25 protein-coding genes are annotated in these 26,594 nt (G+C 68.4%); 11 read left to right on the top strand and 14 right to left on the bottom strand.

Annotation, left to right across the window (positions count from 1 at the left end; genetic code table 11):
* Positions 1–11: 11 nt before the first annotated feature.
* Together malF and malE are read right to left on the bottom strand one after the other, a co-directional pair.
* A complete protein-coding gene (malF, locus tag AB5S05_RS09270; protein ID WP_369287214.1) occupies positions 12–1,577 on the bottom strand; it encodes a maltose ABC transporter permease MalF in 1,566 nt (521 codons plus the stop codon).
* A gap of 58 nt (positions 1,578–1,635) precedes the next feature.
* The gene (malE, locus tag AB5S05_RS09265) at positions 1,636–2,826 is read right to left on the bottom strand and encodes a maltose/maltodextrin ABC transporter substrate-binding protein MalE (protein WP_369287228.1); all 1,191 of its coding nucleotides are present in this window, start codon (positions 2,824–2,826) and stop codon (positions 1,636–1,638) included.
* Between the two features lie 262 nt (positions 2,827–3,088).
* On the opposite strand from malE, the gene AB5S05_RS09260 reads away from it, so the two are divergent.
* Positions 3,089–5,176 (top strand): alpha-amylase, encoded by a 2,088-nt coding sequence (locus AB5S05_RS09260; protein ID WP_369287213.1) that lies wholly within the window; start codon positions 3,089–3,091, stop codon positions 5,174–5,176.
* Complete coding sequence (locus AB5S05_RS09255; protein WP_369287212.1) at positions 5,173–6,249, top strand: protein kinase family protein; 1,077 nt, start codon at positions 5,173–5,175, stop codon at positions 6,247–6,249. Before AB5S05_RS09260 ends, AB5S05_RS09255 begins: the two co-directional genes overlap by 4 nt.
* 23 nt (positions 6,250–6,272) lie before the next feature.
* On the opposite strand, the gene AB5S05_RS09250 is transcribed toward AB5S05_RS09255, so the two are convergent.
* Positions 6,273–6,560 (bottom strand): hypothetical protein, encoded by a 288-nt coding sequence (locus AB5S05_RS09250; RefSeq protein ID WP_369287211.1) that lies wholly within the window; start codon positions 6,558–6,560, stop codon positions 6,273–6,275.
* A 527-nt stretch (positions 6,561–7,087) separates the two neighbouring features.
* On the opposite strand from AB5S05_RS09250, the gene AB5S05_RS09245 reads away from it, so the two are divergent.
* Together AB5S05_RS09245 and AB5S05_RS09240 are read left to right on the top strand one after the other, a co-directional pair.
* Positions 7,088–8,359 carry a maltoporin gene (locus AB5S05_RS09245; RefSeq protein WP_369287210.1) on the top strand — a complete coding sequence of 424 codons (1,272 nt, stop codon included), beginning with the start codon at positions 7,088–7,090 and terminating at the stop codon, positions 8,357–8,359.
* Positions 8,360–8,537: 178 nt separating this feature from the next.
* Positions 8,538–9,461 carry a MalM family protein gene (locus tag AB5S05_RS09240; RefSeq protein WP_369287209.1) on the top strand — a complete coding sequence of 308 codons (924 nt, stop codon included), beginning with the start codon at positions 8,538–8,540 and terminating at the stop codon, positions 9,459–9,461.
* 52 nt (positions 9,462–9,513) lie between these two features.
* On the opposite strand, the gene AB5S05_RS09235 is transcribed toward AB5S05_RS09240, so the two are convergent.
* From AB5S05_RS09235 to AB5S05_RS09220, 4 genes are all read right to left on the bottom strand, one after another.
* Positions 9,514–10,599 (bottom strand): ABC transporter ATP-binding protein, encoded by a 1,086-nt coding sequence (locus AB5S05_RS09235; protein ID WP_369287208.1) that lies wholly within the window; start codon positions 10,597–10,599, stop codon positions 9,514–9,516.
* Entirely contained in the window at positions 10,592–11,266 is a 675-nt protein-coding gene (gene modB / locus AB5S05_RS09230; RefSeq protein WP_369287207.1) for a molybdate ABC transporter permease subunit, read from the bottom strand. Before modB ends, AB5S05_RS09235 begins: the two co-directional genes overlap by 8 nt.
* Before the next feature lie 9 nt (positions 11,267–11,275).
* The gene (gene modA, locus AB5S05_RS09225; RefSeq protein WP_369287206.1) at positions 11,276–12,070 is read right to left on the bottom strand and encodes a molybdate ABC transporter substrate-binding protein; all 795 of its coding nucleotides are present in this window, start codon (positions 12,068–12,070) and stop codon (positions 11,276–11,278) included.
* Between the two features lie 94 nt (positions 12,071–12,164).
* Positions 12,165–12,524 (bottom strand): winged helix-turn-helix domain-containing protein, encoded by a 360-nt coding sequence (locus AB5S05_RS09220; RefSeq protein WP_369287205.1) that lies wholly within the window; start codon positions 12,522–12,524, stop codon positions 12,165–12,167.
* Positions 12,525–12,688: 164 nt separating this feature from the next.
* On the opposite strand from AB5S05_RS09220, the gene AB5S05_RS09215 reads away from it, so the two are divergent.
* The 5 genes from AB5S05_RS09215 to AB5S05_RS09195 all read left to right on the top strand — a co-directional run bounded on the left by AB5S05_RS09215 (position 12,689) and on the right by AB5S05_RS09195 (position 16,854).
* The gene (locus AB5S05_RS09215) at positions 12,689–13,045 is read left to right on the top strand and encodes a metalloregulator ArsR/SmtB family transcription factor (RefSeq protein ID WP_369287204.1); all 357 of its coding nucleotides are present in this window, start codon (positions 12,689–12,691) and stop codon (positions 13,043–13,045) included.
* 37 nt (positions 13,046–13,082) lie between these two features.
* On the top strand, positions 13,083–14,087 hold the full coding sequence (locus AB5S05_RS09210; RefSeq protein WP_369287203.1) for an ArsJ-associated glyceraldehyde-3-phosphate dehydrogenase: 1,005 nt from the start codon (positions 13,083–13,085) through the stop codon (positions 14,085–14,087).
* A gap of 87 nt (positions 14,088–14,174) precedes the next feature.
* Entirely contained in the window at positions 14,175–15,404 is a 1,230-nt protein-coding gene (arsJ, locus tag AB5S05_RS09205; RefSeq protein ID WP_369287202.1) for an organoarsenical effux MFS transporter ArsJ, read from the top strand.
* A gap of 84 nt (positions 15,405–15,488) precedes the next feature.
* Entirely contained in the window at positions 15,489–16,100 is a 612-nt protein-coding gene (locus AB5S05_RS09200; protein ID WP_369287201.1) for a DUF2238 domain-containing protein, read from the top strand.
* Positions 16,101–16,104: 4 nt separating this feature from the next.
* Positions 16,105–16,854: a TIGR01458 family HAD-type hydrolase gene (locus AB5S05_RS09195; protein WP_369287200.1), complete on the top strand. Its 750-nt coding sequence runs from the start codon at positions 16,105–16,107 to the stop codon at positions 16,852–16,854.
* 26 nt (positions 16,855–16,880) lie between these two features.
* Here the strand turns inward: AB5S05_RS09195 and AB5S05_RS09190 are convergent, their stop codons facing one another.
* Positions 16,881–17,129: a hypothetical protein gene (locus tag AB5S05_RS09190; RefSeq protein WP_369287199.1), complete on the bottom strand. Its 249-nt coding sequence runs from the start codon at positions 17,127–17,129 to the stop codon at positions 16,881–16,883.
* A gap of 223 nt (positions 17,130–17,352) precedes the next feature.
* Here AB5S05_RS09190 and AB5S05_RS09185 point away from each other — a divergent pair, with 223 nt between their 5' ends.
* A complete protein-coding gene (locus AB5S05_RS09185) occupies positions 17,353–18,552 on the top strand; it encodes an MFS transporter (RefSeq protein WP_369287198.1) in 1,200 nt (399 codons plus the stop codon).
* On the opposite strand, the gene AB5S05_RS09180 is transcribed toward AB5S05_RS09185, so the two are convergent.
* The 4 genes from AB5S05_RS09180 to zwf all read right to left on the bottom strand — a co-directional run bounded on the left by AB5S05_RS09180 (position 18,539) and on the right by zwf (position 22,382).
* Entirely contained in the window at positions 18,539–19,402 is an 864-nt protein-coding gene (locus tag AB5S05_RS09180) for an aldo/keto reductase (protein ID WP_369287197.1), read from the bottom strand. The genes AB5S05_RS09185 and AB5S05_RS09180 overlap by 14 nt on opposite strands.
* A gap of 119 nt (positions 19,403–19,521) precedes the next feature.
* Positions 19,522–20,193, bottom strand: coding sequence for a bifunctional 4-hydroxy-2-oxoglutarate aldolase/2-dehydro-3-deoxy-phosphogluconate aldolase (locus tag AB5S05_RS09175; RefSeq protein ID WP_369287196.1), 672 nt, complete (start codon positions 20,191–20,193; stop codon positions 19,522–19,524).
* 19 nt (positions 20,194–20,212) lie between these two features.
* Positions 20,213–20,926 (bottom strand): 6-phosphogluconolactonase, encoded by a 714-nt coding sequence (gene pgl, locus AB5S05_RS09170; protein ID WP_369287195.1) that lies wholly within the window; start codon positions 20,924–20,926, stop codon positions 20,213–20,215.
* Complete coding sequence (zwf, locus tag AB5S05_RS09165; protein ID WP_369287194.1) at positions 20,913–22,382, bottom strand: glucose-6-phosphate dehydrogenase; 1,470 nt, start codon at positions 22,380–22,382, stop codon at positions 20,913–20,915. The genes pgl and zwf overlap by 14 nt, the downstream gene beginning before the upstream one ends.
* Positions 22,383–22,574: 192 nt before the next feature.
* On the opposite strand from zwf, the gene AB5S05_RS09160 reads away from it, so the two are divergent.
* On the top strand, positions 22,575–23,435 hold the full coding sequence (locus AB5S05_RS09160) for a MurR/RpiR family transcriptional regulator (protein ID WP_369287227.1): 861 nt from the start codon (positions 22,575–22,577) through the stop codon (positions 23,433–23,435).
* Here the strand turns inward: AB5S05_RS09160 and gpmI are convergent.
* Both gpmI and AB5S05_RS09150 read right to left on the bottom strand, forming a co-directional pair.
* Positions 23,432–24,958, bottom strand: a complete 1,527-nt coding sequence (gene gpmI / locus AB5S05_RS09155; protein ID WP_369287193.1) for a 2,3-bisphosphoglycerate-independent phosphoglycerate mutase — start codon at positions 24,956–24,958, stop codon at positions 23,432–23,434. The two genes, AB5S05_RS09160 and gpmI, sit on opposite strands and share 4 nt — an antisense overlap.
* A gap of 10 nt (positions 24,959–24,968) precedes the next feature.
* Positions 24,969–26,594: an NADP-dependent glyceraldehyde-3-phosphate dehydrogenase gene (locus tag AB5S05_RS09150; RefSeq protein WP_369287192.1), complete on the bottom strand. Its 1,626-nt coding sequence runs from the start codon at positions 26,592–26,594 to the stop codon at positions 24,969–24,971.

The raw sequence follows: 26,594 nt of genomic DNA, 5'->3' as shown, positions 1-26,594 counted from the left end.
GGACGTATTCCTCAGACTTTCACTTTCGACAGTTTCAGGTTGAGCCAGGCCATGCCGCCGACCACCAGGAAGATCAGGGTGGCGATGGCCGCCGCCAGGGCGAAGTTCTGCCCGGAGTCCTGGAAGGCGATGCGGTAGGTGTAGCTCACCAGCAGGTCGGTGGTGCCGGCCGGGGTGGTGGCGCCGATGATGTCCGGGCCGCCGCGGGTCAGCAGGGTGATCAGCACGAAGTTGTTGAAGTTGAAGGCGAAGCTGGCGATCAGCAGCGGCGCCAGCGGCTTGATCAGCAGCGGCAGGGTGATCTTCAGCAGGTTGTCCAGGGGCGTGGCGCCATCCATCGCCGAGGCCTCATAGAGGTCGCGCGGGATCGCCTGCAGCAGGCCCATGCACAGCAGCAGCATGTAGGGGTAGCCGAGCCAGGTGTTGACCAGCAGGATCATGCCGCGGGCCAGGGTCGGGTCACTGAACCAGTCCGGGCGCACGCCGAACAGGCTGTCGAGCATCAGGTTGATCTCGCCGAAGTTCTGGTTGAACAGGCCGCGGAACACCAGAATCGAGATGAAGGCCGGCACCGCGTAGGGCAGGATCAGCATGACCCGGTAGAACGCCTTGCCGCCGACCATCTCCCACTGCAGCAGGCTGGCCAGGAGCAGGCCGACGGCCAGGGTGAAGAGCACGGTCAGCCCGGCGAAGGCCACCGTCCAGACGAAGATCTCCAGGAAGGGCGCGCGGATGCTCGGATCGCTCAGCACCTTGGCGAAATTGCTCCAGCCGGCGTACACGGTGAAACCGGGCGCCACCTGATTGCCATGGCTGTCGACATAGAAGCCGCTGTCCCAATTGGCGCTGAGCACCTCGCCACTGCGGGTGTTCTGCAGGTCGCCACCGTCCAGCAGGCGGTACAGCGGCTTGACCGCCGCCACCTCGCGCAGGCCGTAGAGGCGCAGCAGCTCGCCCTGGGCGGTGCGCAGCACCCAGCGTTCCAGCTCGGCGCGGTGCTGGATCACCTCGCGCAGGGGCAGCGCCGCGCCCAGCTCGACGGCGCTCGCCGGCGCCAGCTCCAGCGGCTCGCTGGCAGCCGGATCGCCGACCAGCGGTGGCGAGACCAGCGCACCCTGCTCGCCCGCCTCGACGCGCAGGCGCAGCTGGCCCTGGGCATCGCGGTGCAGGCCGAAGGCATGGCGATCGCCGGCCAGGTAAGTCTGGTTCAGGTGGTAACGCTGCGCCTGCTCGAAACTCAGCAGGTTGCTGCCGCTGTAGTTGGTGAAGCCGATGCCCACCGTGTACAGCAGCGGAAAGATCACGAACACCAGCATGCCGGCCAGCGCCGGGTAGATGTAGCGATGGGCATAGGTGCGCTTGCTGATGAATATGAAGCTGGCGAGACCGGTCACCACCAACCCGAGCAGGGCGAAGGCCAGCTGCTGCTGGGCATAGAGCGCCATCACCAGGTACAGCGCCAGGGCATTGCACAGCCCCCAGACGGACCAGTGCAGGGCCTTGCGCAGCAGCGTCAGGGAAACAAACTTGGGCATGGCAGGGCGGGCCAGATCGGCAGGAAGATTCACGGCAGTCATTTACTTATAGCCTCGCGGCAGCTCAGCACCGACGCGACGCGTCGGCGCTGGCCGGATTTCACTTGGCGATGCGCTTGGCAGCGTCATCGAGTGCGGCGTCCACGGTCTGGCGACCCGAGGTGATGTTGGTCAGTGCCGGGCCCATGGCCGACCAGAAGGCGCCCATCTGCGGCACGTTGGGCATCGGCCGGCCCATGGCGGCGTTGTCGAAGGTGGCCTTGATCAAGGGATCGCTGGCCAGCTCGGCCATGTAGGCCTTGTTCGGCACCGCGCCCAGCGGCACGTCGGCGTTCACCGTCTTTAACCCCTCGACCTGGAGCAGGTAGTTCTCGAGAAACTCCACGGCCAGGGCCTGGTTCGGGCTGGCGGCGTTGAGGGTGGCAGCCATCACCCCGGTAAACGGCCGGCTCAGCGCATCGCCGACGGCGGGAATCGGCGCCACGCCGAAATCGATGCCGCTCTTCTTGGCGTTGGCCCAGGCCCAGGGGCCGCTGATGAACATCGCCGACTCGCCCTTGTTGAAGGCCGCCTCGGCCGCGCTGTAGTCCGCGCCCTTGGGCATCACCCCGGCGTCGATCAGGGCCCTGAGGGTCTGCGCGCCCTGCTTGGCGCCGGCATTGTTGACCCCGGTCTGGGCGACGTCATAGCCGCCGTCGGTCTTGGCGAACACGTAGCCGCCATTGGCGGCCAGCAACGGCCAGCTGAAGTAGGTGTTGTTGTAATCCCAGAGGATGGCGCGCTTGCCCGACTTGGCCAGCTCGGCATTGAGCGCCATGACCTCGTCGAAGCTCTGCGGCGGGGTCGGCACCAGGGCCTTGTTGTACAGCAGGCCGGTGGCCTCGACCGCCAGCGGATAACCCCACAGCTTGCCCTGGTAGGTCACCGCATCCCAGGCGAAGTCCTCGATCTCGGCCTTGCGCGCCGCGCTCGGGTTGATCGGCGAGATCAGCCCGCTCTGCGCCCATTCGCCGAAGCGGTCGTGGGCCCAGATGAAGATGTCCGGGCCGTTGCCGGTGGCGGCGGCCTGCTGGAACTTGTCGGTGGCGCTGTCGGGGTGGGCCACCTCGACCTCGATCCCGGTGTCCGCGGTGAACCGCTCGCCCACCTCGGCCAACCCCTTGTAGCCCTTGTCGCCGTTGATCCAGATGACCAGCTTGCCCTCTTCGATGGCCGCCTGCGTCGGCAGCGGCAGGCTCAGGGTGGCGGCCAGACCGATGGCGGCGGCACTAAACAGCTTGTTTTTATTCATGGAGAGCATGGTGAGTTGTCCTCGTGGCTTCTTATTGTTGATCCACAACCGCTGCCTGCCAATGGTTGGTCGTGCAGCCCCTGCATCCTCAACCAGAAGGTCAAGCCGACACATCCTCCCCGCCTCGGCCATCTGGGGCGTAGGGCCGGGGCGTAGTCTGCCAGTCGGCCGGCAAAAAAACGCGCTTGCCCGCCCTGCCTGCGCCTGCCGGCGACGGCGGCGCTTGGTTCTAATGGCCGCTCGACTGTTCAGGGAGAACCCCATGCGCCACCCTCTACCGCCACTGGCCGCACTGAGCGGCCTGCTCCTGAGCCTGCTCGTCCTGCCGGCCAGCGCCGATCCGCCCCTGCAGGCCTTTGTGGAACAACAGCCTCTGACGTTGCCTTGGTCCAGCGACGGCCCCCGGCGCTACAGCGTCGAACTCGACCTGCCATCCGGCCAGCTGTTGCTGCGTGATTCGGCCCATGCACCGACCCCTACTCGGCCCCTGGCCCTCTATCGGCGCCAGGACTGGCAGGCCGGCAGCCAGCTGAGCCTGCAGGTGACCCACCCCGGCCGCTACCGCCTGCTGTATCAGGACGAGGCGCCAGCCTACCTGCGCCTGCTGCCGATCGCCGCGAGCAAGGCGCCGAGTGGCTGCCCGCGCTGGCAAGGCGAGGCCCTGGAGGTCGATGTCAGCCGGGTATTCACCGAGGGCCAGGTGCTGCGCGACGCCTATGGCGGCCAGCTGGCGACGGTGCAAGGCGGCCGGGTGCGGCTGACCCCGGCGCCCGACAGCGCCGGCCTGCTGTTGCTCGAGGCCGCCGAGCCAGGGCCCCAGCCGCCGCTGGACTGGCGCAACGCGATCGTCTACTTCGTCCTCACCGATCGCTTCGCCAACGGCGAGCCGAGCAACGACCACAGTTATGGCCGCCAGTCTGACGGCGAACAGGAGATCGGCACCTTCCACGGCGGCGACCTCAAGGGCCTGACCGGCAAGCTCGACTACCTGCAGCGGCTCGGGGTCAGCGCCCTGTGGATCAGCGCCCCCTATGAGCAGATCCACCGCTGGGTCGGCGGTGGCGATGCAGGCGACTTTCGCCACTACGGCTACCACGGCTACTACGCCCTGGACTACACCGAACTGGACGCCAACCTGGGCCGCGAGCAGGAGCTGCGCGAGCTGATCGACCAGGCCCATGCACGCGGCATCCGCGTGCTGTTCGACGTGGTCCTCAACCACCCCGGCTACTCGACCTTGGCCGACATGCAGGCGTTCGGCTTCGGCGCCCTGCGCGACGGCATGCAGCAGTACCTGCCGCGGCGCTGGAACGACTGGCGCCCCGAGCCCTTCGAGAACCGGCACGCCTACCACAACCTGATCGACTACCAGCACCCGGCCTGGACCGCCTGGTGGGGCAAGGACTGGGTGCGCGCCGGCATCGCCGACTACGACAAGCCACCCAGCGTGCTGGTCGATCCGCTCAGGGGCTCGCTGGCCTTCCTCCCCGACTTCAGGACCGAGAGCGAGCAGGCGGTAGCCCTGCCCGCCTTCCTCAGCCACAAGCAGCCGACCCGCGCGGTCGAGCGCCACGGCTACCGGGTGCGCGACTACCTGGTGGAGTGGTTGACGTTCTGGGTTCGCGAGTTCGGCGTCGACGGCTTTCGCGCCGACACCGTCAAGCATGTCGACATGGCCAGCTGGGCCGCGCTGCGCCGGGCCGCCGAGCAGGCCCGGGGCGACTGGTCACGGGCGCATCCGGCCGACCCCATGAGCGGCGCGCCCTTCTGGATGGTCGGCGAGGTGTTCGGCCAGGGCCCGCAGACCAGCGCCTACCAGGCCAACGGCTTCGACGCGCTGATCAACTTCGACTTCCAGCGCGCGGTCGCAGGCCCAGCCAGCGACTGCCTGGCCCAGGCGGAAAAAACCTATCAGGACTACGCCGAACTGCTGGCGAACAACCCCGGACACAACTTCATGAGCTACGCCTCCTCCCACGACACCTCGCTATTCTTCGCCGAGCAGGGCAAGCGCCTGAGCGCCCAGCGCGGCCTGGCCGCCGCCCTGCTGCTGAGCCCCGGCGCGGTGCAGCTCTACTATGGCGACGAAAGCGCCCGCGAGCCGGGGCCGAGCGGCTCGGACCCGCAACAGGGCACCCGCTCGCCGATGAACTGGAATGCCCATGATCGCCCCGAGGTCGCCGCGCTGATCCGCCACTGGCAGACCCTCGGCCAGTTCCGCGCCCGTCACCCGGCCATCGGCGCCGGCCAGCACCAGCGCCTGTCCAACCAGCCCTACGCCTTCGCCCGCAGCCTCGGCGCGGACCGGGTGGTGATCGTCCAGGGCGGCAGCGCGGAGCCACACCCATGAGCCCGGAACAACGGCGTCACCAGGCCCAGCTGGCCTTCGCCGCCAGCGGCGAGGAACTCGAGGTCGGCCGCGCCGACGACTGCCCGCTGCCCGTCGAGCAACTGCTCGCCAGCACGACCGCCAGCCCCTGGGTCACCCGGCACTTCGCCGGCGGCCTGACCGCCGAGGTCTACCGGATCGAGGCCGGCGGACGCGCGTGGACGCTCAAGCGCGCCCGTCCGCGCTGCAAGGTGGCCAACGTCGACGGCCAGACCTCCTTTCTCAACGAGGTCCAGCGCCGCGCCGACATCCAGCGCCTGAAAACCGCTGCGGGCGGCGCCGAACGCTTCGCCGCCCTGGTCGACACCCAGTACGCCAGCTACCGCCAGGGCCTGCTCCTGTCGCCCTGGATCGACGGCCAGGCGGTCGGTGACTGGAACGAGCGGCGTCTGCTGCAGCTGTTCGATTGCCTGCATGAACTGCTGCTCGAAGGCCTGTTCGAGTGGGACCTGTGCCCCGGCAACACCCTCGACGATGGCCGCATCCGCCTGTTCGACTTCGGCTACATGTACCGCTTCGAGCCGCTACGCGCATTCAACAGCAACGGCTGCGCGAGCCCGCAGTTCCATGCCGCCGAGCGCTTCGAGACGCGCCAGTACTTCGCCTGCCTGCTGCAGCTGGAAAAACACGGCGAACAACAGGCACTGAACGCCTTCGAACTGGAGAAGCGCATCGCCCTAGAGGCGTACCGGCGCCTGCACCACGAGCTGGCCCGGCGCGGCGCCAGCGCCGGGGTACTGAGCTGGCTGGAGGCGATCATGGCTTCCTGGCAAGGCGCCCTGGCTGCCGGCCTCGACGGCCTCTACCTGAAGGAGGCCTGGCGCTCGCACTGGCTCGACCTGCACGACGACCTCGGCGGCCAGACCTGCACGCCGCTGACCCTGGCGCGCATCGACTGGCTGGCCGGCTGCCTGGAGGCACGGGGCAATGACCTGCGGCGCCTGGGGCTGCTCGCGCAACGGAGCCAGCGGCAGTGGCAGACGCAGCTGCGAAAGGCCTGGGTGCAGGCCCAGGCCTGGCAGCTCGGCGAGTGACCCCGGTGCGCAGGGCGTTAACCTCAGGTCAGATAGCGGCTGCACAGCGCCTGCTGCTCGCCGACCATCGCCGCCTGGCGCGCGCTGCTGTCGCTGATGCCGCGCAGGCGCCGCATATTGCCCTCGGGCTCCCCGTGGATGCCGTGCATCAGCTCTTCGGCCGCCTGCCGTTGCCGGGCGGTGGCCTGGCTGATCTGCCGCACCATGCCGGCGATAGGGCGGATCTGCTGCACCAATGCACCGACCGACTGCACCTGGGCGAGCTTGATCCGCACACACTGGCGGCCCGCCCGCCAGTGCGCAACGGCCATGCCTGCCGCGAGGATGTTCCGGGGCGTAGGCGTGCGGCGTAGAACCCCTCACCCCCGCCCCGGATGAGCTACGCCCCCGCGACTCAGCCCTGAAAAAGATCCGCCGGGATGATGTGCAGGCCGGGCCGTTCACTGAGGATTACCCCAGCCGCCACCCTGGCATTCGCGGTGCAGCCAACGGGACGGTCCACCCGGCATCGCTCCGGGCAATGGTCGGCAGCAGGCCTGCACATGTAACCGGGCTGTGACTATCGCGCATCCCTTCGTTACCGGAGGCGGCAATCGGCCTGGTTAGACTCGAACACAGAGCAAGCACCTGCCTTGCTCACGACAACAACAATAAAGGTATCCCCCATGACCGCTCCGTCTCGTCTGCACATCCCGCCGCACCCCTAAGGGCTCTCCCGCCGCGCCGTCCTCGTGCCAGGCCGCTCTCGCCCGGTGCACGCGCTCGCCCGGCAGAAACCCCAGGCGGCAACCCGCAAGTCTCTGGCAACCCTGAATCCAAAAACAAAAAAGGTCCCACGATGAACAAGATCCAACCTGCACAGCTGTTCCGGCCCACCGCCCTGCTCGCCGCCATGCTGCTGGCGACCCCGGCCCTGGCCGTGGACTTCCACGGCTACCTGCGCTCCGGCATCGGCGCCACCGCCGGCGGCGGCGACCAGGCCTGCTTCAAGGCCGCCGGCGCGCCGGCCAAGTACCGTCTGGGTAACGAGTGCGAGACCTACGCCGAGATCGGCCTGGGCCAGGAAGTCTGGAAGGAAGGCGAGCAGAGCTTCTACGTCGACAGCATGATCGCCTACGTCTCCGGCCAGGAGAACGACTGGGAAGCCACCGACAGCGAAGACAACCCCTTCGGCGACGGCACCAGCTCGGTTCGCCAGTTCAACGTGCAGGGCAAGAACATCCTGAGCATGCTGCCCGGCTCCACCCTGTGGGCCGGCAAGCGCTACTACCAGCGCCATGACGTGCACATCAACGACTACTACTACTGGGACGTCTCCGGCCCGGGCGCCGGCATCGAGAACATCGACCTGGGCTTCGCCAAGGCGCATGTGGCCTGGGTACGCAACACCGATGGCGACTGGGTCTATGACGGTGCCGGCACCGGCACCAACGTGGCCAACGACACCTTCGACTTCCGCCTCAACGACATCGCCTTCAACACCGACGGCAAGCTGGAGTTCGGCTACGACTTCGGCAAGGCCAACCTCACCGACGAACAGGAGAAGGACCCGGGCTACCAGGACCAGAAGGGCCACCTGCTCACCGTGCAGCATGTCCAGGGCAACTGGTTCGGCGGCTTCAACAAGCTGGCCCTGCAGTACGGCACCGACGGCATCATCGGCTCCAGCGGGCGCAACAGCACCGGCAACAGCGACGGAACCATGCAGCGCCTGGTCAACCAGGGCGTAGTGTCGCTGAGCGACAACATCGAAATGATGTACGTGCAGATCTACGAGAACAAGGACTTCGACAACGACTCCGGCCAGCAGTGGCTGTCGTTCGGCGTGCGTCCGGTCTACAAGTGGGACAACGTCATGAGCACCGCCCTGGAGTTCGGCTACGACCGGGTCAACCCGCAGGCCGATGGCGCCGACACCGTCGACCTGAAGAAGATCACCCTGGCCCAGCAGTGGTCCGCCGGCAGCAGCTTCTGGGCCCGCCCGCAGATCCGCGTGTTCGCCACCTACGCCATGTGGGACGGCGACAAGTACAACGCCGCCAGCGAGTCGGTCGAGGTCGGCGACGACAACGGCCTGACCTTCGGCGTACAGGCCGAGGCCTGGTGGTAACCGGCTAGTCGCCCGTTGCATCCGGGCGGCCTGGCGACGCTACAACGCTCCTGTGTGTTTCTTTTTTGCCCCGGACCTGCAACAGGCCGGGGCCCTTTTTCGAAGAGTCCGGTCCTGGCGAACACCGCCGCACACATGACCAGGGCTCACAGGCGTGAACACAATAAGAGGAACAACCATGCCGCACTTCAAGACAACCAGCCTCGCGCTGCTCGGGCTGTTGCTGGCCGGCTGCGCCGGCGACTCGCTGCGCCGGGTCGATGCCCTGAGCCAGGCCCCCGCGCCGCTGAAGGTTTCCCAGGATTCGGCTCGGCAGGCACTCGCGGCGGCGCCGATCTGCTGCAGTTCGCTCAGCACCCTGCCCTACACCCCGCTCGAACCCGGTTTCAGCGGCAACCTGGTGATCGACCGCAACGCCCCGGCTTTCGAGTTCAAGACCGGCAAGAGCTTCCTGCGCGCCTTCAAGCTGCCACAGAACAGCCGCTCCTTCGAGATCCGCCTGTACAGCCAGGCCGGCGACAGCGTGCTGGCGCCGAACGCCATGCTGCTCGACAGCCAGTTCCGCATCACCCGCCTGCTCGGCGTGGACGACTTCACCTACGTGCCGGCCCAGGGCCTCAAGGGCGACAGCCTGGATGCCCAGATCAGGATCGATCGGCTGTACCTGGACAACCCCGGCAACGAAAGCTACCTGGTGCTCTACACCAGCGAGGCGCAGATGGCCGGCCAGACGATCATCGAACATCCGGCCAAGGCCTATGCCAAGGCCCGCGGCAACCAGCCGCCGAACATTCCCGACCTGGTGGCCAAGCATGCGCCGGAAGGCATCATCAAGCTGGTGCTGATCGAGGACCAGAACGGCAGCCAGCTGGCCAACAGCTATGTGCCGCCGCGCAGCATCGGCATGGAAATGGGTAACCAACTGCCCAGCGTGCCCGACCCGGCCGTGCTGCCGGAAACCCAGGCCTACTACCGCCAGGGCATCGACGCCGCCCTGGCCGGCCAGGATCTGGAGCGCGCCCTGCGCCTGGCCGACGAAGCCGCCCGCATCGGCGACAGCAGCGCCAAGGCCTACCTGCTCGAGCGCATCCAGATCAAGTAAGCGAATCCCTCCAGGGATGTTTTCGGCGGCCATTGGCCGCCTTTTTTTTGAATCAGCCCGGCATCAGGTGGATGGTCTCGCCGCGCAGGCGCACCTCGATGGCCTGGCCCTCGGCCAGGCCATAACGCTGCGCGACATGCCGCGGCACGTTCATGCTCAGGCTGTCGGTGCCGCTGTCGAGGCTGACCCGAAACTGCTCGCCGAGCGGCAGCAGGCGCTCGATGCGCACCGCCACCGGGTTGTCCAGCGGCGTGCCGGGGCGGCTGTTGAGCGGCATCAACAGCACCCCCGAGGTCGGCATCGCCCAGTCCACGGCCAGCCCGACCGGCAGCTCGGGCCGGGGGCGCACCTTGAGGGTCTGGCCGCGCCAGCGCAGCAGGCTGTGGCTGTCGGCGTGGCCGATGATCTCGCCTCGGAACAGGTTGCGCATGCCCAGCAGGCGGGCGACCTGGGCGCTGACCGGGGCCTGCAGCAGGCGATCCGGGCTGTCGGTTTGCAGGCTGCTGCCGGCGGCGAGGATGCACATGCGATCGGCCAGCAAGGTGGCCTCGTCCAGATCATGGGTGACCAGCACCACCGGCATGCGCAGCTCGCGACGCAACTCGGCCAGCTCGTGATAGAGCGATTCGCGGGTCGCCCGGTCCACCGCCGAGAACGGCTCGTCGAGCAGCAACACCCTTGGCTCGCGGGCCAGGGCCCGGGCCACCGCGACGCGCTGCTGCTGACCGCCGGACAGCTGATGCGGCCGGCGCTGGCCCAGCCCCTGCAGATGCACCCGCTCGAGCCAGGCCTGGGCACGCTCGCGGCGCTGCGCCCGGGGGTAGTCGAGCAGCGCCTCGGCGACGTTGTCCTCGGCGCTCAGGTGGGGAAACAGGGCGAAATGCTGGAATACCATGCCGACCCGGCGGTGCTGGGTCGCCAGGGCGATGCCCTGCTCGCTGTCGAACCAGGTCTGGCCGCCGCAGCGGATGCTCCCGGCCTGCGGCTGATAGAGCCCGGCGATACTGCGCAGCAGGGTCGACTTGCCGCTGCCCGACGGCCCGACCAGGGCCAGCACCTCGCCCGGCGCGCATTCGAGTTCGGCGTCCAGCGGAATGGGGCCGGCCTGCCTGAGATGCAGGGTCAAGCCGTCAGTCATGGACCTGGCTCCTGGCCAAGCGCGCCGTGGCGAAATACGACAGGCCGATGGCGGCCAGGGAAATCAGCAGCAGCACCGCCGACATGACCCCGGCGGCGTGGTCGTCGAAGGCCTGAACCCGGTCGTAGATGGCGATGGCAATGGTGCGGGTCTCCCCGGGAATGCTGCCGCCGACCATCAGCACCACGCCGAACTCGCCCAGGGTGTGGGCGAAGGTCAGCACCAGGGCGCTGAGAATTCCCGGCCAGGCCAGCGGCAGCTCGATGCGCCGCAGCACCCGCCAGGGCGACAGACCGCAACAGCGCGCCGCCTCGCGCACCTCCCGCGGCACGGCCTCGAAGGCCCGCTGCATGGGCTGGATGGCGAACGGCAGGTTGAACAGCAGCGAAGCCACCAGCAGGCCCGCGAAGGAGAAGGTCAGCTGCGCGCCGAACAGCTCGTGATAGAGCCGGCCGACCGGGGAATCGGCGGCCAGCACCACCAGCAGGTAGAAGCCCAGCACCGTCGGCGGCAGTACCAGCGGCAGAGCCAGCAGCGCCTCGACCAGGCTCTTGCCGCGAAAGCGGCTCCAGGCCAGCTTGCGTCCGATCCAGATGCCCAGCGGCAGCAGGATCAGCATGGTCCAGAACGCCAGTTGCAGCGACAGCCGCAGCGCCGGCCAATCCATAGCGACTCCCTAGCCCGCCTCGGGCAGACTGAAACCGTACTGGCGCAGGATGGCCCGTGCCGCCGGCGCCTGCAGGTAGCGATAGAAGGCCCGGCTGGTCGCCCCCGCGCCCTCGAGCAGGACCATGCGCTGGCGTAGCGGCTGGTGCCAGTGCTCGGGAATCAGGACGAACTCGGCGCGCCTGGCCACGTCCGGTGCCAGGGCCAGGGAATAGGCGATGATGCCGCCCTGGGCGTTGCCCGAGGTGGCGAACTGGGCCGCCTGGGCGACATTCTCGCCGAGCACCAGCTTGCCCTGCAGCGCCTGCCACAGCCCGGCATGGCGCAGGGCCTGCTCGGCCAGCTGGCCGTAGGGTGCATGCTCGGGATTGGCGATGGCGAACCGCTGGATCTGCCCAGCCGCCAGGGCCTGGCGCAGCCCCTCGAGGGCGGCGTCGGCCTTGAGCGGTGAGCCGTGCGGCACCGCCAGGACGATGCGGCCCATGGCATAGAGGGCGCCGCCATCGGCGGTCTTGCCCGAGGCCGCCAGGCGCTCGACGAAGGCCTCGTCGGCCGAGAGGAACAATTCGAAGGGCGCTCCCGCGCGGATCTGCCGGTAGAAATTGCCGGACGAGCCGAACACCAGCTTGACCGACTGGCCGGTGTCGGCCTGGAAGCGGCTGGCGATCTGCTCCAGAGCGAACTGCATATTGGCCGCGGCGGCCACCACGGGCGGACCGGCCAGGGCCATGGCCGGCAGCAGCAAGACGCCGAGGCTCAGCAGCAGCGAGCGCAGTAGCTTGTGCAGCGGCAGTTGCAGAGACATTCGAAGGCTCCGGTCGGAAGGGCGGCGATTCAGGTCGCTATATCCTTCCATATACAGCGACGAGCCGTCCAGCACTGCGCCCAGGGCGGCGCCATCACAGCTGCGTTGCAGGATCGGCGAGCAACCCGGCGAGCTCGTCGAGCCCGCCCTGCACCGCCGCCAGGGCCTGGGCGCAGAGTTCGCGGTAGCGGCGCAGCACCTGCTCGCCCAGTTCGGTCAACTGGGTGCCGCCGCCATGCCGGCCGCCCGCCAGAGTGGTGACCAGTGGTTCGCGGAAGCAGCGGTTCATGGTCTCCACCAGCAGCCAGGCGCGCCGGTAGGACATGCCCAGGCTGCGCGCCGCGGCGCTGATCGAGCCGGTCTGGCGAATGGCATCGAGCAGATCGGCCTTGCCCGGCCCCATGGCGATTTCGCTGCCGCAGTGCAGGCGGATCTTCAGGTCGAGTCTGTGCATAAGGCCTGTGGTCGTGATGCTGGAGTGAGCCGCAGGCCCGACTATACCCGCAGTCGACGGCGATCGGCACAGGCCGCGCCGCCGCTGATGCCGGAATATCGGCTTTACTGCATATATGAATTTCCATATATTCGCCCGATCGTATTCACGCCGACCCGTCCGCCATGCCCGAGCCGCTGAGCCCAACCCGCCTGTTCAAGTGCCTGGCCGATGAGACCCGGGCGCGCATGATGCTGCTGGTCACCCGCGAGGCGGAGCTGTGCGTCTGCGAGCTGACCTGCGCCCTGGGTGAAAGCCAGCCGAAGGTGTCTCGTCACCTGGCCCAGTTGCGCAGCGCCGGCCTGCTCGCCGATCGGCGCCAGGGCCAATGGGTCTACTACCGCCTGCACCCGGCCCTGCCGGCCTGGGTGCTGAGCCTGCTGCACGGCACGCTGGAGGCCAACCGCCACTGGCTGAGCGCCGATGCCCAGCGCCTCGACTGCATGGGCGAACGCCCGCAGCGCCTCGCCGCCTGCTGCTGAGCCGGTCCACCGATCACTGCCTCAAGGAAATCACGCCATGACCATCAAAGTAGGTATCAACGGTTTCGGTCGCATCGGCCGCCTGGCCCTGCGCGCGGCCTGGAACTGGCCGGAGTTGCAGTTCGTGCAGATCAACGACCCGGCCGGCGACGCCGCGACCCACGCCCACCTGCTCAATTTCGACTCGGTGCACGGCCGCTGGCAACACCAGGCCGGCAGCGACGGCGACTGCCTGGTGATCGACGGCCAGCGCATCCGGGTCACGGCCAACAAGGCCATCGCCGACAGCGACTGGTCGGGCTGCGACCTGGTGATCGAGGCCAGCGGCAAGATGAAGACCGTCGCCGTGCTTTCGGCCTACCTGGACCAGGGGGTCAAGCGCGTGGTGGTCAGCGCCCCGGTGAAAGAGGCCGGCGCGCTCAACGTGGTCATGGGAGTCAACCAGGACCTGTTCGACCCGGCCGTGCACCGCATCGTCACCGCCGCCTCCTGCACCACCAACTGCCTGGCGCCGGTGGTCAAGGTGATCCACCAGCACCTGGGCATCCGTCACGGCTCGATCACTACCATCCACGACCTGACCAATACCCAGAGCATCCTCGATCAGCCACACAAGGACCTGCGCCGGGCGCGGGCCTGTGGCATGAGCCTGATCCCCACCAGCACCGGCTCGGCCACGGCCATCGCCGAGATCTTCCCGGAACTGCGCGGCAAGCTCAACGGCCATGCGGTGCGCGTGCCACTGGCCAACGCGTCGCTGACCGACTGCGTGTTCGAAGTCGAGCAGGCGACCACGGTCGAGCAGGTCAATGCCCTGCTCAAGGCCGCCGCCGAAGGCCCGCTCAAGGGCATCCTCGGCTACGAGGAGCGGCCGCTGGTGTCCATCGACTACCGCAGCGATCCGCGCTCCTCGATCATCGATGCCCTGTCGACCATGGTGGTGGGCGGCACCCAGGTGAAGCTCTACGCCTGGTACGACAACGAATGGGGCTATGCCAACCGCACCGTCGAGCTGGCGCGCCTGGTCGGCCTGGCCGGTTAGCCAGAGGGGGCTTCAGCCACGCCAGCGCGCCTTGCGGTCGCGGCCGAAGCCCCTAGCCTTCACCCTCGATACAGCAGGATTCGATCGATGCATGCCCTGACCCGCCTGGCCCCGGAAATCCGCCAGTACCTGCTGGTGACCGGCAACTACTGGGCCTTCACCCTCACCGACGGCGCCCTGCGCATGCTGGTGGTGCTGCACTTTCACGGCCTGGGCTACTCGCCGCTACAGATCGCCGCGCTGTTTTTGTTCTACGAGCTGTTCGGCGTGGTGACCAACCTGCTGGGCGGCTACCTGGGCGCGCGCCTGGGCCTGAACCGCACCATGAACCTGGGCCTGGCCCTGCAGGTGGTGGCGTTGCTGATGCTGACGCTGCCGGCGCCCTGGCTGAGCATCCCCTGGGTGATGGCCGCCCAGGCGCTCTCGGGGATCGCCAAGGACCTCAACAAGATGAGCGCCAAGAGCGCGATCAAGCTGCTGGTGCCGGGCGCCGAGCAGGCCCGACTGTACCGCTGGGTGGCGCTGCTGACCGGCTCGAAGAATGCGCTCAAGGGCATCGGTTTCTTCCTCGGCGGCGCCCTGCTCGCCCTGCTCGGCTTCGCCGGCGCGGTGCTGGCCATGGCCACCGTGCTCGCCGTCATCTGGCTGGCCAGCCTGTTGCTGCTGCGCCAGGACCTGGGCCGCGCCAAGGCCAAGCCCAGGTTTCGCAACATCCTGTCCAAGAGCCGAGCGGTGAACAGCCTGTCGGCCGCCCGCCTGTTCCTGTTCGGCGCCCGCGACGTCTGGTTCGTGGTGGCGCTGCCGGTGTACCTGAGCACGGTGTTCGGCTGGGACTTCTGGCAGGTCGGCGGCTTTCTCGCCGCCTGGATCATCGGCTACGGCCTGGTCCAGTCCGGCGCCCCGGCGATCACCGGGCGACGCCGCGGCCTGCTCCCCGACGGCCGCGCCGCCTGCGTCTGGGCCGCGCTGCTGGCCGGTCTGCCGGCGGCCATCGCCCTCGGCCTGGGTGCGGGCCTGGCGCCGCACTGGGTGCTGCTCGGCGGCCTGTTGCTGTTCGGCGCCTTGTTCGCGGTCAACTCCTCGCTGCACAGCTACCTGATCGTCAGCTACGCCCAGGAAGACGGCGTGTCGCTGGACGTGGGTTTCTACTACATGTCCAACGCCCTCGGCCGCCTGCTCGGCACCCTGCTCTCCGGCTGGGTCTACCAGGCCCATGGGCTGAGCGCCTGCCTGTGGATCTCCTCGGCGTTCGTCCTGCTCGCCGCCCTGATTTCCCTGGGCCTGCCGCGACATGCCGAGCCCGCCGCGGCGCGCTGAGCGGCGGCGCTCGGCACGGCCTGCACAAACGCCGGAGCGCGCCTAGGCTAGTAGTACCGGAAAGCCAGCGAGCCGAGCGTACCGATGAGCCAGACCGCCAGGCGCAAGACCCATCTGAGCCTGATCGCGCTGATCCTTCTGCTGACCTGGCTGTGGGCCGCGATAGCCCCGCTGAGCCGCCAGGACTGGCTGCTGGAGAACCTGCTGGTGTTCTTCTTCTGCGGCCTGCTGCTGGCGACCTACCGGCTGTTCGCCTTTTCCCTGGCCTCCTACTGGCTGTTCTGCCTGTTCATCGCCCTGCACCTGTACGGCTCGCACTACACCTACGCCGAGACCCCCTTCGGCGACTGGCTGGCCGATAGCCTGGGCCTGGCGCGCAACCACTACGACCGCCTGGTGCACTTCGGCTTCGGCCTGCTGCTGACCTATCCGCTGCGTGAACTGCTGCACCGCCGCGCCGGCCTGAAAAACGGCTGGCTGGATCTGCTCAGCCTGACCCTGGTGATGGCCATGAGCGCCTTCTACGAGCAGGTGGAGATGCTCGCCGCGCTGATCGTCAATCCGGAACTGGGCAGCGCCTTTCTCGGCACCCAGGGCGACGAGTGGGACGCACAGAAGGACGAGGGCCTGGCCATGCTCGGCGCCCTGAGCCTGCTGGCCCTGCTCAGGCTGAGCCGCCTCACCCATGGAGACTAGAACCATGCCAGAAGCCGTGTTGCTCGATATCAGCGGCGTGCTCTACCAGGACGCCCAACCCATCGCCGGCTCGGTCGCCGCGGTCAAGGCGCTGCAGGCCAAGGGCTACCCCCTGCGCCTGGTGACCAACACCTCGCGCCTGACCGCCGCCGAGATCCATCGGCAATTGAGCGCCATGGGCTATGCCCTGCAGCCCGAGCAGATCTACAGCGCGCCACGGGCGGTGCGCCACTATGTCGAAGCCAAGGGCCTACGCCCCTACTGCCTGATCCACCGCAACCTGGAAGCCGAGTACGCCGACCTGCTCGAGGAGCCCGAACCGAACGCGGTGGTGCTCGGCGACGCCGAGGAGCGCTTCGACTACGCCCACCTGGAGCGCGCCTTCCACCTGCTGCTGGACGGCGCGCCGCTGCTGGCCATGGGCGATAACCGCTATTTCCGCAGCCGCGGCGCCCTGCGCCTGGATGCCGGACCCTTCGTCCGCGCCCTGGAATATGCCGCCGACGTCAAGGCGCTGATCCTCGGCAAACCCTCAGGCGAGTTTTTCCGCGGCGCCCTGGCGGAACTCGGGGTGGCCGCAGGCGATGCCCTGATGATCGGCGACGATGTCGAGAGCGATGTGCTGGGCGCGCTGCAGGCCGGCTTGCAGGCGTGCCTGGTCAAGACCGGCAAATACCGCGACGGCGACCAGAGCAAGGCGCCGGACGCGCTGCTGGCAGACGACCTGGCCGACGCGGTGCGGCGCTTCTGCTGAGAGATCGGCGGGCGGCGCCCGGCGCCTCAGATATCCACGCCCGGGACCCAGCCACTGGCACCGGCACGGCGGTCCTTGCCGCTGCGCCGATCGTCCTGGAAGCGAATCGCGCCGCGCCGGTCCTGCTCGGCCTTGCGCCGCTCGACGCCGCTACGGGTATCGATCTGGAACTTGGCCCGGCCCTTGCGCTGCGCCTCGTCGGAGGGGTCCTCGATCGGCTCGAGGGCCAGGTCATCCAGGGAAAGATCGGTTTCTTCTTGGTTTTGATTGGCCATTGGCGTACTCCGCTGCATCCTGCCTGACTGGCATCCGGCTCGCCTCTTTCGCACGGCGCCGTGCGAAAGAGGCGAAGCCTGACCCAAAGGCTAGTACGAGTTGGCTGGAGCGGACAGTGCAAGTCATCGGGTGCCATCGCCGCGCGCGGTGCAATGCGCCGCTTGCCCGCCGGGCGCCGACGAGCGACCCTGCACCGGCCCACCCTGCACAGGACAGATCGCCATGCCAGGCCCCGCCGCCGGATCGCCGCCACGCATTCCGCGCACCGTCTGGGCGCTGGGCCTGGTCAGCCTGTGCATGGACCTGTCCTCGGAGCTGGTGCACAGCCTGCTGCCGCTGCTGCTGGTCGGCAGCCTGGGCGCCAGCATGCTCACCGTTGGCCTGATCGAGGGGCTGGCCGAGGCCACCGCCCTGCTGGTCAAGGTGTTTTCCGGCGCATTCAGCGACTTCATCGGCCGGCGCAAGGGTCTGCTGCTGCTCGGCTACGGCCTGGCGGCGCTGAGCAAGCCACTGTTTCCCCTGGCCGGCTCGACCGACCTGGTGCTCGGCGCACGCCTACTCGACCGGGTCGGCAAGGGCATCCGCGGCGCCCCGCGCGATGCCCTGATTGCCGACGTCGCGCCCGCGGCCATTCGCGGCGCCTGCTTCGGCCTGCGCCAGTCGATGGACACCGTCGGCGCCTTCTTCGGGCCGATCCTGGCGATCGGCCTGATGCTCGCCTTCGCCGCCAATATCACCCTGGTGCTGTGGTTCGCGGTGCTGCCCGCCCTGGCCGCGGTCGCCCTGCTATGGATCGGGGTCAGCGAGCCGCTCCGGGAGAAGCCGGCCAAGCCCCTGCGCTCGCCGATCAAGCTGAGGTGGCTGGGCCAGTTCTCCCCGGCCTACTGGTGGGTGGTCGGCATAGGTGCGGTCTTCACCCTGGCCCGCTTCAGCGAGGCCTTCCTGCTGCTGCGCGCGCAGCAGCAGGGCTTCGCCATCAGCTGGGTGCCGCTGGTGATGGTGGCGATGGCCGCCGCCTACATGCTCTGCGCCTACCCGGCCGGAAAGTGGTCGGATCGCCTCGAGCGCAGCACCCTGCTGGCCGCCGGACTGCTCCTGCTGATCGCCGCCGACCTGGTCCTGGCCTGGGCCGACTCGGCCGCCCTGGTCCTGCTCGGCAGTGCCCTGTGGGGGCTGCACATGGGCTTCAGCCAGGGCATTCTCGCCGCCATGGTGGCGGACACCACCCCGGCCGAACTCAAGGGCAGCGCCTTCGGCCTGTTCAACCTGCTCAGCGGCATCGCCCTGCTGCTGGCCAGTGTCGGCGCCGGCTGGCTGTGGCAGAGCTACGGCGCCGCCATGACCTTCCAGGCCGGTGCCGGGCTGGCCGCGGCGGCGCTGCTGCTGCTCGGACTGCGCCGGCGACGCCTCAGGGCGCCTTGAAGCCCCGCGCCGCTTCGGCCAGGTAGAACCAGGTCGGCGCGTCCAGCTGCAGCTCGGCCCCCTGCAGCGCCTCTTCGATACGCGACCAGCGCAGGCTGCCGAGGATCGGCACCGGCGCGCCGGGCAAACGCCGCAGCCAGGCCAGGGCCACCTGGTTGGGCGTGGCCTGCAGCGCCTCGGCCACCTCGGCCAGCGCCTGCTGCAAGGCGGGCCCGAAGGCACCGCCGGCCAGCGGCGACCACGCCAGCACCTGCAGGCCGTCGGCCTGCAACGCCTGCAGGCGACCATCCCAGGCCGGCTGCTGGGCCAGCAGCGACAGCTCGATCTGGTTGCAGCGCAGCGGCAAGTCCCGGCCCAGGCTCTGCCAATGCAGCGGCTCGGCATTGGACAGGCCGAGCCAGCCGATCTTGCCGACCTCGACCAGCGCCTGCAGGGCACGCACCACCTCGTCGGCCGCTAGCAGCGGATCGGGGCGGTGCAGCAGGAAGCCATCCAGGCGCTCGACGCCCAGACGCGCCAGCGAGGCCTCGACCGCCTGGGTCAGGTAAGCCGCGCCACTGTTGTAATGCTTGACCCGCCAGCGTGAGCGATCCTGCGTCGCCGGCACGATGTCGGCCTTGCTGATCAGCTGCAGCCGCTGGCGCAGCGCCGGCCGCAGGCGCAGGGCGGCGCCGAAGTGCGCCTCGCATTGGCCCAGGCCGTAGATATTGGCGTGATCGAAGGCATCCAGGCCCTGCTCCACGCAGCGCTCGATGAAGCCCAGCAGGGCTTGCGGGGCAGCCAGTTCGGGATAATCGGGCAGGCGCATCATGCCGAGCAGCAAGGGCTGCTCGATCGGAGGCAGATTCATGATGGGGGAATTCCAATGAAAAGGCCGCTCGATCGGCGGCCGGGATGGCAGGGAGACCGGAATCGCGACGGACAGGGAGCGCACGCCTGGGGCGGCCCCGCGCTCCCTGCGCCGGTGACTCAGTCGAGCAGTTGCAGGGCTTCGACGCTGGCCTGCTGGATCCGCGCCCAGTCGCCGTTCTTCACCCACTCGCTGTCGAACATCCAGGTGCCGCCGACGCACATCACGTTGGCCAGGGCCATGTAGCGCTGCAGGTTACCCGGGTTGATGCCGCCGGTCGGGCAGAACCGCACGCCGCCGAACGGGCCGCCGAGGGCCTTGAGCGCGGCGGTGCCGCCGCAGACTTCCGCCGGGAACAACTTGAAGCGGCGGTAGCCGAGGGCATAGCCGAGCATGATGTCCGAGGCGCTGCTGGTTCCCGGCAGCATCGGCACGTCGCTCTCCAGGCCGGCCTGGAGCAGCTCGGCGGTGGAGCCCGGGGTGACGATGAACTGGGCACCGGCCTCCTCCGCCGCCGCCAGCATCTGCCGGTCGAGCACGGTACCGGCGCCGACGCACAGCTCGGGGCGCTCCTCGCGCAGGCGGCGAATTGCGGTCAGGCCGTGGGCCGAGCGCAGGGTGATTTCCAGCACGCTGAGGCCGCCGGCGGCCAGGGCGTCGGCCAGCGGCAAGATGTCTTCTTCGCGGGCGATGGTGATCACCGGCATGATCCGCGCACGGGCGCAGAGGCTGTCGATCTGGGCGATTTTCGCCGCCATGCGCTGTTGCGCGCTGTTTTCGGTGGTTGTCATGTCGACGGGTCCTTCAGCCCTAGGGGCACCAGTAGATCTCAAGGGGGGAATGCAGGAAGGCGCGAATCGGCATGCTCGGCACATCGTCATCGGCCAGGGCGGTGGCCAGGGTCGCCAGCTTGGCCTGGCCCTGGATCACCAGCAGCGGCAGGCGCGCCGCGGCCAGCAGCGGTAGGGTCAGGCTCAGGCGCTGGCGCGGCTCGCTCGGCGCCAGCAGCGGCAGGCAGCGCTGCGGGCAGTCGGCGCTCAGCGCCTCGGCCAGGTTGGGGCTGTCGGGGAACAGCGAGGCGGTATGACCGTCGTCGCCCATGCCCAGCACCAGCACATCGATCGGCGGCAGCTCGGCCAGAGCCTGGTCGGCCTTGGCCGCCGCCTGCTCGACGCTGCTGGCGACCTGGTAGAGGCCGATAAAACGCGCCTCGGCGGCCGGCCCCTGCAGCAGGTGGCGGCGCACCAGGCCTTCGTTGCTGGTGGCATGGTTGACCGGCACCCAGCGCTCATCGGCCAGGCTGACCAGCACCTGCGACCAGGCCAGCGGCTGCCGGGCCAGGCATTCGAAGAAGGCGATCGGGCTGCGTCCGCCGGAGACCACCAGGGTTGCCCTGCCCTGGCTGTCGATGGCACTGCGCAAGGCCTCGGCTACCGCGCTCGCCAGGGTCTCGGCCAGGCGCGCCGGATTGCTCAGGCTGTGCGCCAGCACGCCGAGCGGCAGTTCGAGTTCAGAGATCGCCATACCAGCTCCTCCCGTCGCGGGTGATCAGCGCCACCGAGCCCATAGGCCCCCAGGTCCCGGCCGGATAGGGCTTGGGCGAGTCGCCGAGTTTCTTCCAGCCGGCGATCAGCTGGTCGCACCACTGCCAGGCCGCCTCGATCTCGTCCTTGCGCACGAACAGGTTCTGGTTGCCGTGCATCACCTCCAGCAGCAGCCGCTCGTAGGCATCGGGGATCCGTGCACTGCGGTAGGTGTCGGAGAAACTCAGCTGCAGCGGGCCGCTGCGCAGTTGCATGCCCTTGTCCAGGCCCTGGTCCTTGGTCATCACCTGCAGGGCGATGCCCTCGTCCGGCTGCAGGCGGATGATCAGCTTGTTGCCGATCAGCTGGCGCTGCTCGGGGGCGAAGATGTAGTGCGGCGGTGCCTTGAAGTGGATGACGATCTGCGACAGCTTCTGCGGCATGCGCTTGCCGGTGCGCAGGTAGAACGGCACGCCGGCCCAGCGCCAGTTGCGGATGTCCACGCGCAGGGCGACGAAGGTTTCGGTGTCGCTCTGGGTGTTGGAGTTCTCTTCTTCCAGGTAACCGGGCACCGCCTTGCCATCGCTGCTGCCGGCCACGTACTGGCCGCGTACCACCTGCTGGCCGAGCTGCTCGGGGCGGATCGGCTCCAGGGCCTTGAGCACCTTGACCTTCTCGTCGCGGATGCTGTCGGCCGACAGGTCGCTGGGCGGGTCCATGGCGATCAGGCAGAGCAGCTGCAGCAGGTGGTTCTGGATCATGTCGCGCAGCTGGCCGGCCTGGTCGAAGTAACCCCAGCGGCCCTCGATGCCGACCTTCTCGGCCACGGTGATCTCCACATGGGAGATGTGGTTCTGGTTCCACTGGGTCTCGAACAGGCTGTTGGCGAAACGCAGGGCGATCAGGTTCTGCACCGTCTCCTTGCCCAGGTAGTGGTCGATGCGGTAGACGCTCGACTCCGGGAACACTTCGGCCACTGCGTCGTTGACCGCCCGCGAGGATGCCAGGTCATGGCCGATCGGCTTCTCCAGAACCACCCGGGTGCGCTCGGCCAGGCCGACCCCGGCCAGGTTGGCGCAGATACCGCCATAGACCGAGGCCGGTGTGGCGAAGTAGGCGATCAGCCGCTCGCGGGCACCGACCCGCTCGGCCAGGGCCGCGTAGTCGTCGGCCTGGAGAAAATCCATGGTCAGGTAGCTCAGGCGCGCCTGGAAACGCGCCAGCACCGCCTCGTCGATCTCGCCGGCCGGCACGTAACGACGCAGATGACGGTCGATCGAGGCCAGGTGCTGCTCGGCATCGCCGGTCTCCCGGGCCAACGCCAGGATCTGGGTGTCGGCATGCAGCAGGCCGGCGCGGTCGAGCTGATAGAGCGCTGGGAACAGCTTGCGCAGGGCCAGATCGCCGAGCGCACCAAACAAGGCAAAGGTACAGGAGTCAACGGTTATCGAAGGCATGATGTTTGTTCTTTTATCAATCTTCTATAAAGTAAGGCTAGAAATACCCTGTACAAGGGGATAAATCAAGGCCGCATGTTGTAATAAAAACAACATTATGCCAAAAAACAGCTTCTGGTGGTGACAGCCCCGGCAGCCCAGTAGGATAAGCCGGCATTTTCACCGACAGCCCGAGGACAACTTATGGATCGCGTGCGCAACCTTCTGGAACAGATCCAGGGCCGCCTGGACAGCCTGAACAAGGCCGAGCGCAAAGTCGCCGAGGTGATCCTGCACAACCCCCAGCAAGCCACCCGCTTCAGCATTGCCGCCCTGGCCCAGGCTGCTCAGGTCAGCGAACCCACGGTCAACCGCTTCTGCCGCTCGTTCGGCGTCAACGGCTACCCGGAGCTGAAGATGCAGCTGGCGCAGAGCCTGGCCAGTGGCGCCGCCTACGTCAGCCAGGCGGTGTCGGCCGACGACGGCCCCGAAGCCTATACCCGCAAGATCTTCGGCAGCGCCATCGCCTCGCTGGACAGTGCCTGCCAGACGCTCGACCCGAACCTGATCAGCCGCGCCGTCGACCTGCTGATCCAGGCGCGGCAGATCCACTTCTTCGGCCTCGGCGCCTCGGCGCCGGTGGCACTGGACGCCCAGCACAAGTTCTTCCGCTTCAACCTCGCCGTATCGGCCCACGCCGACGTGCTGATGCAGCGCATGCTGGCCTCGGTGGCGCACACCGGCGACCTGTTCGTGATCATCTCCTACACCGGGCGCACCCGCGAACTGGTCGAGGTCGCGCGCCTGGCCCGGGAGAACGGCGCCTCGGTACTCGGCCTGACCGCCGCCGGCTCGCCACTGGCCAAGGCCAGCACCCTGAGCCTGGACATCCCGCTGCCGGAAGACACCGACATCTACATGCCGATGACCTCGCGGATCATCCAGCTCACCGTGCTCGACGTGCTCGCCACCGGGGTGACCCTGCGCCGCGGCGTGGACTTCCAGCCACACCTGCGCAAGATCAAGGAAAGCCTCACGGCCAGCCGCTACCCGGCCGACGAGGAGCCGAGCTAACCCGTCACCAGCAGCGACCGGCCATCCATCTGCGCCGGCTGCGGCAGCCCCATCAACTGCAGCAGGGTCGGGGCGATGTCGCACAGCCGACCGTCCTCCAGGGCGAACTGTCCGGCGCGGCCGCTGACCAGGATCAGCGGCACCGGATTGAGGGTATGGGCGGTGTGCGCCTGGCCCGACTCGGCATCGCGCATCTGCTCGACATTGCCGTGATCGGCCGTGATCAGGCACTCGCCACCCGCCGCCAGGGTCGCCTCGACCACCTCGGCCAGACAGGCATCCAGGGCCTCGACCGCCTGCACCGCCGCGGCGAAACTGCCGGTATGGCCGACCATGTCGCCGTTGGCGTAGTTGCACACGATCAGGTCGAAGACCTGACTGTGGATCGCCTCCAGCAGCCCTTCGGTCAGCTGCGGCGCACTCATCTGCGGCTGCAGGTCGTAGGAGGCGACCGCCGGCGAGGGAATCAGCAGGCGCTGCTCGCCGGCGAACGGCTGCTCGCGCCCGCCATTGAAGAAGAAGGTCACATGGGCGTACTTCTCAGTCTCGGCGATGCGCAACTGAGTCCTGCCCAACCCCGCCAGGTACTCGCCCAGGCTGTTGGCGATGGCTTGCGGCGGGAAGGCGCAAGGGCTCTCCAGTCGATCCGAGTAGCGGGTCAGGGTCAGCAGGCGCTGCCTGGCCAGCGGCCGCGCCCGGGCGAAACCGTCGAACTCCGGATCGACCAGGGCCTGGCACAGCTGGCGCGCGCGATCCGGACGGAAGTTCATGAAGATCAGCGCGTCCTCCTCCGCCACCCGCACCGGTTCGCCGATGCCGCTGGCGCGGACGAATTCGTCCGATTCGCCGCGCCCGTAGGCCGCGCTCAACGCCTCCTCGGCGCTGGCCGCCTGGAACTCGGCGCGCCCCTCGACGATCAGCCGATAGGCCGCCTCGATCCGCTGCCAGCGGTTGTCGCGGTCCATGGCGTAGTAGCGACCGATCAGCGAGGCGATGCGCCCACGACCCAGCCCATCGAGCTCGGCCTGCAGCTGCGCGATGAAGGGCCCGGCGCTCTGCGGCGGGGTGTCGCGACCGTCGAGGAAGGCATGCACGCAGAAGCGCTCGATGCCGCGCGCGGCCAGCACCCGGCAGGCGGCGATGATCTGCTCGCTGTGGCTGTGCACCCCGCCCGGCGACAGCAGGCCGAGCAGGTGCACCGCGCCGCCGCGCCGGCGGGCGCCGTCGAGCAGCTCGGTGAGCGCCGGGTTGGCGGCGAATTCGCCACTGGCGATGGCCTGGTCGATGCGGGTCAGGCTCTGGTAGACGACGCGGCCGGCGCCGAGGTTCATGTGACCCACTTCGGAGTTGCCCATCTGCCCCTCGGGCAGGCCGACGGCCAGCCCCGAGGTGGCGATGCGGCTATGCGGGAAGCACTGCAGCAGGCCGTCCAGGGTCGGCGTGCGCGCCGCGGCCAGGGCATTGGCCTCGGCCTCCTCGCGCAGGCCGATGCCGTCGAGAATGATCAGGGTTCGGGTGGTCATGGCCGCACGCTCAGAAGATGTAGTCGGTGGTCAGGAAGCTCGATTCGCGGTTGCGGATGATCTCGCTGACCAGCGCCTTGTTGCTGTCCTGGAACTTGGTCGCCACCAGGGTGCGAATGGAGAACACCCGCAGCGCGTCATGCACCGAGAGGGTGCCCTCGGCGGAGTTCTTGCGGCCGTTGAACGGAAAGCTGTCCGGGCCGCGCTGGCACTGGGCGTTGATGTTGATCCGGCCCACCTGGTTGGCAAAGGCATCGACCAGCCGGCCGACCTGGGCCGAGTCGTTGCCGAAGATGCTCAACTGCTGGCCGAAGTCGGAGTCGAGCACGTAGTCGATCACCGTCTGCAGGTCGCGGTAAGGCACCACCGGCACCAGCGGGCCGAACTGCTCCTCCTGGTAGATGCGCATGGCCGGACTCACCGGGTAGAGCACCGCGGGGTAGAAGAACGACTCCCGGGCCTGGCCGCCACCGGCATTCACCACCCGCGCGCCCTTGGCCACGGCATCGGCCAGCAGGCCACCGAGGAACTCGCTCTTGCCCGGCTCGGGCAGGGGGGTCAGGGCCACGCCCTCCTCCCAAGGCATGCCCGGCTTGAGCGCGGCGACCCTGGCGGCGAACTTGTCGAGGAAGCTGTCGACCACATCCTCGTGGACGAACAGGATCTTCAGCGCCGTGCAGCGCTGGCCATTGAACGACAGCGCGCCGGTGACCGCTTCGTTGACCGCATTGTCCAAGTCGACCTGGGGCAGGACAATGCCCGGGTTCTTCGCATCCAGGCCCAGCGCCGCGCGCAGCCGGTGCGGACGCGGGTGCAGCTTCTTCAGGTCGCTGGCGCCCTTGTGGGTGCCGATGAAGGCGAACACGTCGACCTTGCCGCTGGCCATCAGCGCGCTGACGGTCTCCCGGCCGCTGCCGTAGATCACGTTGATCACCCCGGCCGGGAAGCTGTCGCGGAACGCCTCGAGCAGCGGCCGGATCAGCAACACGCCGAACTTGGCCGGCTTGAACACCACGGTGTTGCCCATGATCAGCGCCGGGATCAGGGTGGTGAAGGTCTCGTTCAGCGGGTAGTTGTAGGGGCCCATGCACAGGGTCACGCCCAGCGGCACCCGGCGGATCTGGCCGAGGGTGTCCTGCTCCAGCTCGAAGCGGCTGGAGCGGCGATCCAGCGCCTTGAGCGCCTCGATGGTGTCGACGATGTAGTCACAGGTGCGGTCGAACTCCTTCTGCGAATCCTTGAGGTTCTTGCCGATCTCCCACATCAGCAGCCTGACCACCCGCTCGCGCTGCTCGCGCATGCGCGCCAGGAAGGCCTCGACGTGCTGGATGCGCTCGGCCACGCGCAGGTTCGGCCAGGCGCCCTGGCCGTTGGCGTAGGCGCGCACCGCCGCGTCCAGGGCGGACAGTGCCGCCTCGGCATCGAGCAGCGGCGTACTGCCGAGGATCACCTGCTGCTCGCCCTCCTCGGTCTTGAGGAACACCGGGCTGCGCACCGGCGCCAGGGACCCGTCCCAGGTGCAAAGCTGGCCGTCGACCAGGTAGTCGCGCTGCTCGATGGGCGCGCCCGGGCGGTACGCCTCGGGGATCTCGGCCAGGCGCGGAAACAGGTTGTCGAGGCGATTGGAGGTGGTCAT

It is taken from the genome of Pseudomonas zhanjiangensis (genome assembly GCF_041027545.1).
GTDB lineage: Bacteria > Pseudomonadota > Gammaproteobacteria > Pseudomonadales > Pseudomonadaceae > Aquipseudomonas > Aquipseudomonas zhanjiangensis.
Note: the sequence above shows the minus strand (reverse complement) of the source record. Positions and strands in the feature narration are given on the sequence as shown.

Bases quoted from the DNA above. Each gene is read 5' to 3' on its own strand.
- AB5S05_RS09210 (WP_369287203.1), top strand. From the start codon at position 13,083: ATGACCATCAAAGTAGGTATCAACGGTTTCGGTCGCATCGGCCGCCTG.
- arsJ (WP_369287202.1), top strand. From the start codon at position 14,175: ATGCATGCCCTGACCCGCCTGGCCCCGGAAATCCGCCAGTACCTGCTG.
- AB5S05_RS09255 (WP_369287212.1), top strand. From the start codon at position 5,173: ATGAGCCCGGAACAACGGCGTCACCAGGCCCAGCTGGCCTTCGCCGCC.
- pgl (WP_369287195.1), bottom strand. From the start codon at position 20,926: ATGGCGATCTCTGAACTCGAACTGCCGCTCGGCGTGCTGGCGCACAGC.
- malF (WP_369287214.1), bottom strand. From the start codon at position 1,577: ATGACTGCCGTGAATCTTCCTGCCGATCTGGCCCGCCCTGCCATGCCC.
- malE (WP_369287228.1), bottom strand. From the start codon at position 2,826: ATGAATAAAAACAAGCTGTTTAGTGCCGCCGCCATCGGTCTGGCCGCC.
- gpmI (WP_369287193.1), bottom strand. From the start codon at position 24,958: ATGACCACCCGAACCCTGATCATTCTCGACGGCATCGGCCTGCGCGAG.
- AB5S05_RS09220 (WP_369287205.1), bottom strand. From the start codon at position 12,524: ATGCACAGACTCGACCTGAAGATCCGCCTGCACTGCGGCAGCGAAATC.
- zwf (WP_369287194.1), bottom strand. From the start codon at position 22,382: ATGCCTTCGATAACCGTTGACTCCTGTACCTTTGCCTTGTTTGGTGCG.
- AB5S05_RS09150 (WP_369287192.1), bottom strand. From the start codon at position 26,594: ATGACCACCTCCAATCGCCTCGACAACCTGTTTCCGCGCCTGGCCGAG.
- AB5S05_RS09250 (WP_369287211.1), bottom strand. From the start codon at position 6,560: ATGGCCGTTGCGCACTGGCGGGCGGGCCGCCAGTGTGTGCGGATCAAG.
- AB5S05_RS09180 (WP_369287197.1), bottom strand. From the start codon at position 19,402: ATGAATCTGCCTCCGATCGAGCAGCCCTTGCTGCTCGGCATGATGCGC.
- AB5S05_RS09190 (WP_369287199.1), bottom strand. From the start codon at position 17,129: ATGGCCAATCAAAACCAAGAAGAAACCGATCTTTCCCTGGATGACCTG.
- AB5S05_RS09260 (WP_369287213.1), top strand. From the start codon at position 3,089: ATGCGCCACCCTCTACCGCCACTGGCCGCACTGAGCGGCCTGCTCCTG.
- AB5S05_RS09235 (WP_369287208.1), bottom strand. From the start codon at position 10,599: ATGACTGACGGCTTGACCCTGCATCTCAGGCAGGCCGGCCCCATTCCG.
- AB5S05_RS09215 (WP_369287204.1), top strand. From the start codon at position 12,689: ATGCCCGAGCCGCTGAGCCCAACCCGCCTGTTCAAGTGCCTGGCCGAT.
- AB5S05_RS09240 (WP_369287209.1), top strand. From the start codon at position 8,538: ATGCCGCACTTCAAGACAACCAGCCTCGCGCTGCTCGGGCTGTTGCTG.
- modB (WP_369287207.1), bottom strand. From the start codon at position 11,266: ATGGATTGGCCGGCGCTGCGGCTGTCGCTGCAACTGGCGTTCTGGACC.
- AB5S05_RS09200 (WP_369287201.1), top strand. From the start codon at position 15,489: ATGAGCCAGACCGCCAGGCGCAAGACCCATCTGAGCCTGATCGCGCTG.
- AB5S05_RS09245 (WP_369287210.1), top strand. From the start codon at position 7,088: ATGAACAAGATCCAACCTGCACAGCTGTTCCGGCCCACCGCCCTGCTC.
- AB5S05_RS09195 (WP_369287200.1), top strand. From the start codon at position 16,105: ATGCCAGAAGCCGTGTTGCTCGATATCAGCGGCGTGCTCTACCAGGAC.
- AB5S05_RS09185 (WP_369287198.1), top strand. From the start codon at position 17,353: ATGCCAGGCCCCGCCGCCGGATCGCCGCCACGCATTCCGCGCACCGTC.
- modA (WP_369287206.1), bottom strand. From the start codon at position 12,070: ATGTCTCTGCAACTGCCGCTGCACAAGCTACTGCGCTCGCTGCTGCTG.
- AB5S05_RS09175 (WP_369287196.1), bottom strand. From the start codon at position 20,193: ATGACAACCACCGAAAACAGCGCGCAACAGCGCATGGCGGCGAAAATC.